Source organism: Ruegeria sp. BH8 (assembly GCF_056538065.1).
The window spans coordinates 131589-143619 of sequence record NZ_JBQFSP010000008.1; the positions used below are offsets into that span (position 1 = coordinate 131589).

The 12031-nt window shown below is 53.3% G+C and carries 10 protein-coding genes and 4 pseudogenes; 5 read left to right on the plus strand and 9 right to left on the minus strand.

Annotated elements, in window-relative coordinates; translation table 11 throughout:
- Positions 1 to 14 precede the first annotated feature (14 nt).
- Positions 15 to 1025: a sialic acid TRAP transporter substrate-binding protein SiaP gene (locus ACR0AD_RS14395; RefSeq protein WP_480483577.1), complete on the minus strand. Its 1011-nt coding sequence runs from the start codon at positions 1023 to 1025 to the stop codon at positions 15 to 17.
- Positions 1026 to 1125: 100 nt separating this feature from the next.
- Positions 1126 to 2208: a Gfo/Idh/MocA family protein gene (locus tag ACR0AD_RS14400; protein ID WP_480483578.1), complete on the minus strand. Its 1083-nt coding sequence runs from the start codon at positions 2206 to 2208 to the stop codon at positions 1126 to 1128.
- A 208-nt stretch (positions 2209 to 2416) separates the two neighbouring features.
- Between ACR0AD_RS14400 and ACR0AD_RS14405 the strand changes: the two genes are divergently transcribed.
- Positions 2417 to 3070, plus strand: coding sequence for a GntR family transcriptional regulator (locus ACR0AD_RS14405; RefSeq protein ID WP_209506749.1), 654 nt, complete (start codon positions 2417 to 2419; stop codon positions 3068 to 3070).
- Between the two features lie 244 nt (positions 3071 to 3314).
- Here the strand turns inward: ACR0AD_RS14405 and ACR0AD_RS14410 are convergent.
- The 3 genes and pseudogenes from ACR0AD_RS14410 to ACR0AD_RS14420 all read right to left on the minus strand — a co-directional run.
- Positions 3315 to 3547: pseudogene (locus ACR0AD_RS14410) on the minus strand (IS6 family transposase); the annotation flags it as partial.
- Between the two features lie 530 nt (positions 3548 to 4077).
- On the minus strand, positions 4078 to 5187 hold the full coding sequence (locus tag ACR0AD_RS14415) for a ParB/RepB/Spo0J family partition protein (protein WP_480487952.1): 1110 nt from the start codon (positions 5185 to 5187) through the stop codon (positions 4078 to 4080).
- Positions 5184 to 6491, minus strand: coding sequence for an AAA family ATPase (locus ACR0AD_RS14420; RefSeq protein ID WP_480483587.1), 1308 nt, complete (start codon positions 6489 to 6491; stop codon positions 5184 to 5186). The genes ACR0AD_RS14415 and ACR0AD_RS14420 overlap by 4 nt, the downstream gene beginning before the upstream one ends.
- 469 nt (positions 6492 to 6960) lie before the next feature.
- Between ACR0AD_RS14420 and ACR0AD_RS14425 the strand changes: the two genes are divergently transcribed.
- Together ACR0AD_RS14425 and ACR0AD_RS14430 are read left to right on the plus strand one after the other, a co-directional pair.
- Positions 6961 to 7644, plus strand: a complete 684-nt coding sequence (locus ACR0AD_RS14425) for a DnaA N-terminal domain-containing protein (protein WP_480483588.1) — start codon at positions 6961 to 6963, stop codon at positions 7642 to 7644.
- A gap of 261 nt (positions 7645 to 7905) precedes the next feature.
- Positions 7906 to 8374, plus strand: a pseudogene (locus ACR0AD_RS14430) (DDE-type integrase/transposase/recombinase).
- A 104-nt stretch (positions 8375 to 8478) separates the two neighbouring features.
- Here the strand turns inward: ACR0AD_RS14430 and ACR0AD_RS14435 are convergent.
- From ACR0AD_RS14435 to ACR0AD_RS14450, 4 genes are all read right to left on the minus strand, one after another.
- Entirely contained in the window at positions 8479 to 9102 is a 624-nt protein-coding gene (locus ACR0AD_RS14435) for a class I SAM-dependent methyltransferase (protein WP_480483589.1), read from the minus strand.
- Positions 9103 to 9111: 9 nt separating this feature from the next.
- Entirely contained in the window at positions 9112 to 9858 is a 747-nt protein-coding gene (gene pssA / locus ACR0AD_RS14440) for a CDP-diacylglycerol--serine O-phosphatidyltransferase (protein ID WP_480487950.1), read from the minus strand.
- A gap of 12 nt (positions 9859 to 9870) precedes the next feature.
- Positions 9871 to 10545 carry a phosphatidylserine decarboxylase gene (locus ACR0AD_RS14445; protein WP_480483591.1) on the minus strand — a complete coding sequence of 225 codons (675 nt, stop codon included), beginning with the start codon at positions 10543 to 10545 and terminating at the stop codon, positions 9871 to 9873.
- A gap of 83 nt (positions 10546 to 10628) precedes the next feature.
- On the minus strand, positions 10629 to 10949 hold the full coding sequence (locus ACR0AD_RS14450; RefSeq protein WP_480483592.1) for a hypothetical protein: 321 nt from the start codon (positions 10947 to 10949) through the stop codon (positions 10629 to 10631).
- Positions 10950 to 11021: 72 nt separating this feature from the next.
- Here ACR0AD_RS14450 and ACR0AD_RS14455 point away from each other — a divergent pair.
- Both ACR0AD_RS14455 and ACR0AD_RS14460 read left to right on the plus strand, forming a co-directional pair.
- A pseudogene (locus ACR0AD_RS14455) lies at positions 11022 to 11225 on the plus strand (transposase); the annotation flags it as partial.
- An 83-nt stretch (positions 11226 to 11308) separates the two neighbouring features.
- Positions 11309 to 11988, plus strand: a pseudogene (locus ACR0AD_RS14460) (IS6 family transposase); the annotation flags it as partial.
- Positions 11989 to 12031 lie beyond the last annotated feature (43 nt).

Genomic DNA, 12031 nt, shown 5'->3' on the forward strand with positions numbered 1-12031 from the left:
CTGTCTTACTGGGTTCAGTTGCCCAGAGCGTTGATCTGATCCAGAACGCCTTCGGGCCATGAGCCAGCGAATTCGCTGTCCAGATACATAGACTGTACCTGATCGCGGAACGCAGCGAGATCGGGTTCGTAAATCTCCATGCCCTGCTCTTTCAGGAAGCTGACAAGATCCTCTTCTTTCTGAAGCTGCTTCTGGCGGCCTGATTCAGCTGCTGCGTCCGCAGCTTCCTGAACCTTGGCTTGCTGTTCCGGTGTCAGCCCGTCCCAAACCTCTTTGCCGATGGCGATATAGTTCAGGTCGACCAGATGCGATGTCAGGACGATCTGATTGGTCACTTCATAGAACTTGGCGTCGACGACGGTCGGCAACGGGTTATCCTGCCCGTCAACGGCACCGGTCGACAGCGCGGTATAGACTTCGGAGAAGGCCATCGGTGTCGGCGCGGCACCCAGCGCCTTGCCAAGGAACTGCCATGCGTCGGTGCCCGGCATCCGCAGATTCACGCCTTCCAAATCTGCGGGTGTCGTGACTGTCAGCTCATCCTTGGGCTGGCGCAGGTTCACCTGACGACGGCCCAGATACATGACCGACAGCAGTTTGACGCCTAATTCTTCTTCGGCCTTCTGCTTAAAGGCATCCATCAAGGGATCGTTGAAGACAGCCACCTGATGCGCGGCGTCCTGGTGGACATAACCTGCGGTAAAGATCGAAAACTCGGGGAAGAACTGTGCCAGTTCCTGCGCCGAGGTGATCGACATTTCCAGGTTACCCCGGCTGATGGCATCCAACTCGGTGCCTTGGGCAAAGATGGTTCCATTATAGCTGGGCTCGTAGCTTGCAAAATCAGCGACCATCGGCGCGAAAACCTCGGCCATAGCGACCGAGCGCTGGTCGGTCTCCGATCCTGATGTTGCGAGGCGAAGTTGCACTTTGTCTTCCGCCAGCGCACCGCTTGTCGCGCCAAACAGAACACCGGTTGCAACAAGGGCTGATACAGCAGCCCGGCGGGTAAGTTTGGTAATCACTTTGCTCCTCCCTGAGACATCATGATGCTTCTTTTTTGCGATTCAGAGTTTTGCCCTATTTTGGAAATTTTGCAAGATTTTTTGCAAAATATCTGATATTTTATACTACTGTCATATCTACCATTGGTGTTTTTTGTAAGTTTTTGATCCTGACCGTTTCACCTGTTCTGCAGGAATTCTGAATAGCTTCAATAACTTGAAGCGTTCTGAAACCTTCCCATCCAGACACAATCGGCACTGCTTCGTGCCGGGCTACTTCAATAAAGTGCCTGAGCTGATTGACCAAAGGGTCAGACGCACCCTTCTTCAGCGCGGTCGATGAGATAGGCGTCCACCAGTCCCGTTGCTCACTCTGGTAACTCCACAGGCGAAGATCGGGAACGGACAACGAACCATGAGAGCCACCGATCATATAGCTACTCTCTGTGGTCGAAGGATAGATTGGATATTCCTGAGACGTCATCTCCCAGCTCCATGGAGCAACGATGCTGTCGGACACACTTATGGTCCCTATCGCCCCGCTTTCAAATGTCAACAGCGCACCAGCAACATCTTCGTTGTCGTAGCCCCGCTGCGATGCAGCCGACTGAGCCTGTACGGTCACAACTTCTCCGGCCAGGTACCTCAGCAGATCCACATCGTGGACAAGATTGACCGAGATGGGCCCTGCACCGGGTTTCTTTCTCCAGGGCGCAGTATCAAAATACTCGTCTGGCTTATAGAACCAGCAATTCGCATGGACAGCGCGCACATTTCCAATCTTTCCATCGACAATTGCTTCCTTAGCCGACCTGATCAGAGGATTGTGTCTGCGATGATGACCGACCATCAGTGGCACATTGGCCTTCTCCGCAGCTTGAACAAGCTCAAGTGCAGCGGTGGCTTCTACGGCGATCGGTTTTTCGACAAGAACAGGACAACCGTGTCGAACACACGTGAGGCCTTGTTCAACATGAAGCGTGGTCGGGGTCGCAAGAACAGCTCCGTCTGGCGTCTGATTTGCAAACATTTTCTCGAGGGTCTCGTAACATGCGACCCCGTGCTCAACGGCGTAAGCACGACCTTCATCACTGGGGTCGACTACCGCAACGAGATCAACATGGCGCAACGCTCGGATAGCGTCTGCGTGGCGGCGTCCAACAAGACCAATGCCGACAATGGCAATGCGAAAGTTCTTAGACACTTTGCTTCCTTCCGGAGGGTCCGGAAAATCCCGAAACCGTTGATTGCGATCAGGCTGCCTTGCCCAATTTGGCCACGACCGTATTGGGGTTTTCGCGATTCCGCAATAATGTATGATATTATTATTTATACCATACATCAGTTTGGATTGCTGATGTCTCAAAAAAATGCTAATTGAACGAGGAAACTAAAAATATCGGGTGAAACGCATGGCGAAACAGCCGTCTACGATAGGTGCAAGCACCTATCAGCGCATCAAGCGGGACATCATCTTCGGGGAGCTGCAGCCCGGCTCCAAACTGAAGCTGGACGCCTTGAAGGAACGCTATTCGGCAAGCCTTTCGACACTTCGTGAAACGCTGAACAGGCTCGCCAGCGACGGATTTGTCGAAGCTCCTGAGCAACGGGGTTTCCTGGTCACGCCAGTTTCACGAGAAGACCTGACCGAGATTTCAGAACTGCGCGTTCTGCTGGAATGCCACGCGTTGGAGTTGTCCATTGCGAATGGCGACACGGACTGGGAAGGCAACCTGGTCGCTGCGCATCATAAGCTGCATTTGATGGAGCAACGGCTTCTCAAGGGTGATGACTCTGAAAAGGAAACCTGGAAGAGGTACGATTCAGAGTTTCATCAAGCGATGATTGCAGCCTGTAATTCCAAGAACCTCTTATCCCTTCACTCAATCATTTATGACAAGTACCTTCGTTATCAGATGCTCGTACTGACCTACCGAGGTGAGGTTGCAGCCCAAGAACACAAACGAATGTTCGATGCCGCGTTGGCCAAAGACGCTGATACAGCCAAGAAACTGTTGGAAGATCACATCAGAAATGGCCTCGCCCACACGTTGGAGGCTATGTAAGGCGGCATGCTGATTGTGTGCCTCGACGTCTTCAGGTCGATTTGGCAGGGAATACCTCAAGATTCCACATCTAAATCGAGAAGTTTGTGAGCGCCCCATACCGGACCTTTCTCGTCGCATAAACAAATAGACGTCTCAGCTTTCGAAACATCCAATCCGACAAAACACTGTTCCATTTTACTCTCCTGTCTTTGTTCCGATGCCATCATGCACCGGCCAAGAGAGCTGCTGGTCAATTACTCAGAGTCTCGTCCATGCGCCAAGAGTTCGGCGTTGGGCGTTTCTTCAATTGCGATCTTACTGCGATCATCGGTGAATACCTCACGACCCACCTGATGAGAGCGGCATGGTCCACCTGAACGCCGCGTTCCGCCAGGATTTCTTCTAAGTCCCGATACGACACCGTGTAACGCAGGTAGAAGTACACAGCGTACAAAACTGCATCCTTGAGAAATGACAGCCGTTCAATGAGATCATGCTCAAACAACCTGTTCAAAACTATCCGACGAGTACAAACCGAGGATCACGCACGCGCGTCAACCAGACCCCAGAGGTTGCGACACATCTTTTTTGGGTGCCAAGCCAGAGCTGTTGGCATATATTGTAGTTTATGCAAGTCGCTAACACTACATATGCCTCAAATCACAACCGACTGATCTTCGACTGTAAACATCGCAACGATGCTTGTGCACTAGGTAAGTTTGACGTTCGGCGGGTCGGCGGGGTAAGCGCGACGCTCCCGGCGCCGCCTGTTTTCGACAGAACGGAGATACATGCCTAAGCAGATTATGTCCATAATCGATATGTTGAGAAACTTTATACTTGGCTTGACAGCAAGCTTTGATATGCCGGTTACCCCGTTCACGCCATGGCCCGCGCCCTCCGGTTCAGCTTGGACAGTGGATTTACCCGACAATGTCACTCAAGGCCCCTACCCTTTGCGCGGCAAAACAAAAAAGGCGCCGAAACCTTTCCGACGCCTTCACCTGACTTGCTAGTTCGTGATCTTACCCGTGGGTAAGATCATCTTCCTCGGGAAGCGCATCGAGCAGCGCGGCAATTGCTGCCTCCAGTTTGCTTCGATCAACGCGGGTAAAATCCAGATCATACCGCACCTCGATCCTTCCACTAGAAGCAGCACATTTCGCGATCCCTGCCCTGCCCGAAACCTGAAAAGTTGTTTTCGCGCGGCGTGGTTTACCTGCACTGGCGGCCTCCGTCTTCTTCGAGGACACAGCTTCTGGCTCACCTAGAAATGACCTCAGAATTGCGACTTCACGCGCGCCATCCCGATCAGGCTCACTCTTCAGTGCCTCGCTTACCTGGCGAACCAGACCTGGCGTCGCGTCAAATTTGCGCTTTAGCTCAACACCCACGTTTCGCGGAATGTCGTTCGGGTGGGTCAGAACTTTGTCCAACATCAGCAGCAAACTGGCAAAAGACCGGATATAGCTGCGCTTTGTGTAGCTGGCAGATTTGAACAGCGTGGACACCGCCTTGTCGACATCGGGACAGTCATTCGCAGGGTCTTCGGAATATGCACGGGCGAGGGCACCCATTTCCGCAAATGAGATATCCTTTCGGATCAGGTTCTCGTCGACCATACGCCGATAACTGTTGTCCAGATCACCCGCATCAGAAATCCCCGCTGGAATTCTGGCGTAGGTTTCATCACCGGTCTCATCGTACAAGGCTCGATAGGCAGACAAACGGCGCATACCCTGGATCAATTCATACAGCCCGTCCGACCTGCGCTCCAGGCGGATCGGGTTGGACAAGCCGACCTCCCTAATAGAGTCCTTAAGTTCATCCAGTTCTGGATCGGGACCGGGTTTGCGATCTCGTGTCAGCTTTTCCGTTACAACGTCGTTTAGCACCACTCGTTCTGTCACCAAACCTTCGGCTCTCAGCCGAACCAGTTCGTGTGCAAGACGATCGTTTTCTGCGCGAATGGATTGTTCCGTCGATTGCTGATCACGCAAAGCGTCGGCATTTTCCGAAATTGCAGCGGCCATTGGGCCACGTCGTTTTTCGAAAACTTTATCCGGCACCTTACCAACAGGAATGTCATCCATAGCCGGTAGATCAATATCGAACATTCTCCGCTTGCGGCTCATGCGTCATCCTCCACCTTGTCCCAGGCCGATAGCATTACGCCCCGGAATTCCTCATACACATTGTCGAAAGTTGAGCGGGCGCGCCGCCAGGTTTCGCGGGTCATTTCGCGGTAATCCATTTCGTAGACCGAGCTCAGAAAACGTCCAGACTGCTCCACCGCACGGGTCATTTCCACCGGGTGCTGTGCGACGTGCTCGCCAAATACCTTCTTAAAGGCATCAAACATCGCCAGATGCAGCGCATTGCCCGGTTCATACCGCGTCAACAGGAACCGCAACTCACAGAAGGTTTTGGGCAACCCAATCTTACCCGTGGGTAAGGTCTTGTCGAACCCATAAGCCAGGTCTTCCAACGCTTCTGCCAATTGGCCGATGAACGATGTGGTCGAGTCATATTCCCAATAGCCAGGGCCCGAAGGGATATAAAGCATGTCTGCGGCAAAGACCGCGTTCATAGACTGGTACCCGATTGCGGGCGGACAATCGAACAGGATAAGGTCATAGGCGTCATCCGGAATCTGATCCAGATACCGGGACACCGCCGCAAAGAAGGACCATTCGGGATTCAGGTGCCGGTACTGGGCCGACGCAAATTCAACAAAGGCTGCGTTCGCACAGGAAGGTATCGCATCGATCGTCGACCAGGAGGTCTTCTTGATGAAATCAGCAATTCGCAGATCGCCCAGGCCCATATCTGTTATCGCGGGCGGCAACTCCCGGCGGGGCAGGGCGGTTCCCGATTCTGCAGCGGCGGGGCGGTTATTCATGCGTTCTGTTTCACGAATGAGGTCACGCGCCATGATCCCCCAGACCGTATAATCTTCGGCCACATCCGTCAGCCCCATCGAATGGCTTAGTGTTGCCTGAGGGTCGAAATCCACCACAAGGACCCGATACCCATCCAGGGCGGCTGCATGGGCAAGATGCAGCGCCACGGTCGACTTTCCCGCGCCACCCTTGAAGTTTGCGACAGCCGCACGAATGGCGCGCTTGCCTTCAGGGCGAGGGGGCATCAGTGACTTGCGATTAATCTTGAGCCGTCGCCGAAGTTCGTTCACCTCTTCCAGGCTGAACCAGCGCTGACGCCCGTCGGGCTCAACTTCTCCACCAGGTAGGGAAGGATCGGCTGCAAGCTTTCCGCGAAAGGTTGACTGATTCACCCGGAAGATCAGTTCGGACACTTCCCAGCTGGAAAACCGGCGGAGCGTTTTCTCCATCTCAGGGCTAAAGGTCTGCTGGCGAATCCACCCCTGCAACTTGAGGGACTGATTGCGCAATGCGTTCAGGTCTTCGTGCGTGTACATGCCTCGGGTCTCTTAGTTTGGAACGTAAATTTCTGCTCGTTTCTTATTTACGCTTGATTTGCACTTTAAGCAAAAGAAATTATGATGAGAGTACGATCTTACCCACGGGTAAGAAAACAAGGCGCAAAAACACCCGAAGCGATTCGACCGCCCCAGGTGGAACAAAACGATCAAGACAGCCCTATCCAGCCAGTATTTAGGGGGACGGACCGAAGGAAATAACCACATATAGGGGGACACAAAGACCCAATAAGGGGACACACAGAATGACCCCCATCACCAATATTTCACCAAATTTCTTTTCGTTTTTTGAGTTTGATCTGCGCAAGATCACGCGATGTTCCAGTCTTGGCTTGACAGAATCGAAGCTTTGGACGCTAATTAGGCCAAGATGACGAAAAGCGTTGGCAAACGGCGCGAGATTGGCGGGACACACCCGCCAGAGGCAGACTGAGCGGTGAGAACGGATATGCAGCTTGCGAAACCGGTCGGGCGAAATGCGCCGGCTTTGAAATATGATATACTATCTGCTCTGACCGTTCATGCGCTGTCAGGCGACAAGCACCGACAACGAAGTATTTTGCGCATCATTGCGTTGATTACGACCCGGTATAACTGGCGCAACAACGAATTATCCATTGGGCGGGAAGAAATTTCGCGCCTGTGGGCAGTGAACGAAAGAACCGTAAAGCGCGAAATGTCCAGATTTCGCACATTAGGTTGGGTAACGGTAAAACGGCCCTCAGCGCGGGGTCGTGTAGCCGTGTACGAGATCGATCTGAAACAAATCCTGATTGACACCGAAGAGGTGTGGTCTGTTATCGGATCGGACTTTCAAGCCCGGATGACTGACGTGCCGGAACCCGAAACGAATGTCGTACCCTTTGCAACCAAACCCAGTGCCCCTGACAGCCCAGCTGGGGATGTGTGGTCGCAGGTACAGGCGATTCTACACGGTCGCGATCCGGAACTGTGGGCAAGCTGGTTTCAACATCTGTCCGAAGCTGAAAGGGCAGGGGGGCGTGTTGTCCTTATCGCACCGTCACGATTCATGGCCGATTATATTTCGCAGAAGTGGTCGGCGCGACTTCTGGCCGCCTACAGCCGTATTGATCCCAGCATCAGGACGGTTCGCGTGGACGCAGCTGAGTAACTGTCTTCGGCCTTGTTGCCCAATTGTCGAACGTACGTGATCTCATGTTCGGTCCCATCGAGTAGTTTCCGAACAGTCTTCAAGAAGATCAGCAAAGGTCAATTCACGCCCATATTCCGTCTTTTTCAGCAGTTCAGCCAACTGGCTGGACAATCGTCCCTCCAGCTTCATGTATGCAGATCTCAGAGAAGTTTGCGAAAGAACCTAACTCGACGGTATTGCCAAGTTGTTCACGTTGAATGATCCAGCTATGTCGCGCCAATGAACATCCCAACGATCATGCCACTCCTGAAAAGTTTTCGCTTTTCTCGTGAGATCATTGCCTACGCGGTCTGGGCTTACCATCGCTTTGGGTTGAGCACAGCTGACGTTGAGGATCTGTTGGCTGCTCGGGCCGGTTGCCAAGTTTGGCGAACCCAGGGTCGTCATCACCGACAAATTGCGCAGCTATATCAAGCCGATCAAAATACTTGCACCAGAGGTTGACCATCATGCCCACAAAGGTCTGAATAACGCCATCGAAGTGTCGCACCGACCAACCCGCAAACGAGAAAAGATCATGGGCCGGTTCAAGTCTGACCTAAAGGCTCAGAGATTTCTGTCTGCGCATGACAAAATCAACCTGGTCTTCCGCCCCAGCCGCTATCAACTCACCGCAAACTCTTACCGCCACGCTCGTTCCGACGCGTTCAACCTCTGGGACGAGTACACTGCGGAAATGACCGCTTGATCCTGTCTTCGCCAATACCTCACATGCTCAGGTCATCAACTTGGCAATACCTGTCATTCTGCTCGGCTTCCTGTTTTAGTAGGCGCTAACTTTTCATTAGACCACTATGCAACCACTGACTTTCTCAAAACCAGAAAGGTCATCATCCCAATCGGTGGTAGGGCTCTTTGCTCTTCGACAGTTAGCGCTTGCTCTTGTAATACCGTGTCGATTTCGAAGTCAGAGTGCCAACCGATTGTGTTAGCAATTGGCGCAAACGCGCGTTCCAAGGTTGCCAGCAGACCTCGCTCTCGTTTGAAATGGTTCGTAATCACCACACTGCCGCCGGGTTTACAGACCCTCACAATTTCCGCCATTACCTTTTCCGGTTCTGGAACGACGGACAGCACATGCATCGCTGCAACCGTATCGAAATGGTTGTCTGGGAAATCAAGCGCGCGGGCATCCATTTGCCTTAGCTCCGCAACGTGGCTCAGGGATAAATCTCTTACCTTGCCGCGTGCTTTTTGCAGCATGTCCTCGCTGAAGTCGATTCCGGTCACCTGAGTCCTGGGTCCGTAATGTTCCAGTGACAGCCCGGTGCCCACGCCAACCTCCAGAACCTTGCCAGAACGTCTGTTGATATAGTCAACCGCATGCTGCCGCCCGACATTGGTGACGGCCCCAAACGTCTTGTCATAGACGGGTGCCCAGCGAGCGTAAGAGGTTTGAACGGCTTTGATGTCCATATCGTATCCTTAACGGTTAGAACGTGCTTCCCTGTCAATCCACGCCCAGGCGACCATTCCCACATATCCGACACAAAGCGCGATCAGCGTGGCCCAGGCAAAGGTCAGCAGCGCGGCGCCAACAACAGCGACACCGATGAGAAAAAACTTCGCGTTCTCGCGTGAAATCCGCGTGGTTTTAAAAGACCAGGTCGGTATGCGACTGATAAGCAAAAGACCAATGATCACGATGAAGAGGCAAATCAATATACTGGGCAGCGCGGGCGCATCCGCGAAAGCGAAGGACAGATACATTGGCAACATGACCAGCAGCGCCCCTGCAGGGGCTGGAACCCCCTCGAAATAAGCGCTGTCATGTTCGCAGGTCTCGGACTTGCTGCCCACATTGAACCGAGCAAGGCGCATAACGCAGCACACCGCAAAAAACAGCACGGCGAGCCATGCAGCACTGGGTACATCCTGCAAAGCCCAGAAATAGAGAACAAGCGGCGGGGCAACGCCGAAGTTCAAGAAATCCGCGAGCGAATCCAGTTCTGCCCCGATTTTGCTGTCACTGCTGAGCAAGCGCGCAATGCGCCCATCCAACCCATCCAGCACACAAGCGGCTATAATCAACTGCACCGCAAGCTCGTAGTTTCCCTGAACGCCAAATCTGATTGCCGACAGGCCCGCGCAAATGGCTGTTATTGTCAGTGCATTGGGCAGCAAATGAATCAGCGCAAACCCGGTCTCTTCCTGTTCGGATGGTTCTGTCACTGATCCAGCCACCTACTTTTCATTGGGTGTGTGCAAACTGGCAAGGATGGTTTCGCCGGCAATCATCGTTTGCCCGACACGCACCTGCGGCTCCACGCCATCTGGAAGATAAACATCCAGCCGGGATCCGAAACGGATCAATCCAAATCGCTCTCCGGTTTGAAGCGCGTTGCCAGATTTCACAAAGCAGACGATCCGTCTGGCCACTAGGCCGGCAATCTGGACCACGGCCAGGTCCTGACCATTCCTCATTCGAATACGCAGGCTGTTGCGCTCGTTATCGGCACTGGCCTTATCTAGGGATGCGTTGAAAAACTTGCCGGGGCGGTAGGCAACGGCGGTGATCTCACCTTCAATGGGCGCGCGGTTCACATGGCAATTAAAGACGCTCATGAATACACTGACACGAGTGAGGGGCGTGTTTGGCATCCCAAGCTCACTCGGCGGCACTGCCGCTTCGATTAGCGATACCACCCCATCCGCCGGGCTGACAATCAGGCCTTCCCCTGTCGGTGATACGCGTTCGGGGTCGCGAAAAAAATAGTAGCACCAGATCGTAAGGCCGACGCCAATCCAGCCCAGAATGTCGGACAGGAGAAACAGACCGACCGTGATGGCGGCAAAGATCGCGACAAACCGAATGCCTTCAGGGTGCATCGGTTTGATGAACGTATCGCGCATGCGCATCGCAAGCTTTCCCTAGGTCAATTGATGGCACTTTCATAAGTGGATTGCTGGGGAACGCAAGTGTAGCGGGTGCAGACGATTCATTATTTCAGATATCTGATCCAAAGGGCTTGATCGTCTGAATCTCCGCGCACTTCGGTAACTTCAGCTGGGTTGAGGCCAAATTCCGCAACCAAGTCTTCGACCTGACCCGATTGGAAGCTATCGAGGCTTCGTACAAGTCCGCCTTCTTCAAATGCGATCAATTCGTGAGATCTGCCGGACCACCGGACGATCCCGCCACAGAGCGTTCTAAGTTCCATATCGACCAGTTCTGCCACCGGGTCGGCAAAGAAATCGCTCCATTTGAGAAATCCTGTACGGTTCTGAAGGTGTAGAGGCCCCCGCTGGCCTCGGTGTGCCATTGTGGGTTTGCAAACAACCTGAATGGAGGCCTGCGCCAGTGCTTAGAAAGGCTGATCAGCATGTTGAACCAACTGGAGGGTCAGATCAAAGAACTGGATGCCGAGATTGCCCGCCGCGCGCGGTCAAATGAAACGGCACGCCGCCTTATGACGGTGCCTGGAATTGGTCCGCTCATCGCAACTGCGCTGGTGGCCCTCGCCCCGCCGCCGGAAACGTTCCCGCGAGGGCGCGACTTCGCCGCCTGGCTCGGGCTGGTTCCAAGACGGCATTCAACGGATCTGTTGCAAACATTTGGCTGTTGACGAGGTCAGATGCTGCGGGTGAATGACTTTCGGTATAATCAGTCGAAAGTTGGTTCATGATTTCTTTCAAAGGCGCGCAATATCCGAAGGACGTGATCCTGTTCGCGGTGTTTTTTTATGTCCGATTCGGTGTGTCATACCGGGATCTGGAAGAAATCATGGCCGAGCGCGTTGTTTTAGTGGACCACGCCACGCTAAACCGATGGGTAACACGGTATTCTGGTGCGATCGCTGAGGCAGCACGTCGCCGCAAAGGACCTTGTGATCGTTCGTGGAGAATGGACGAAACTTACATCAAGGTGAAAGGCGCGTGGGTTTACCTCTATCGAGCTGTCGACAAGCACGGCAAGACCCTTGATTTTATGCTGTCTGAGCGGAGGAACCCTCCAGCGGCAGCCAGGTTCTTTGCCAAAGCGCTGTCTTCAAATGGAGTCGCGAGCAAGATCGTCATCGACAAAAGCGGAAACAACGCAGCGGGCATTCGAGAGGTGAACAAAATCTTTAATCGGTTTGGTTGCCTCGACAAAATTCAAACAGTCAGGTCAAGTATTTGAATAACCTGATCGAGCAGGATCACCGGTTTATCAAGCGTCGCGTGCGGCACATGTGCGGGTTCAAATCGTTCGGGTCCGCATCGGCTAGTCTGGACGGCATCGAGGTCGCAAACATGATCCGAAAGCAGCTGTTCCCCAACGCTACGACGTCGGGATTTCAGCTATTTGCAGAGATCGCAGGAAAGGTGTGTCCGGTTATTCGCTACTCTGGCCATTCCAAAAGTT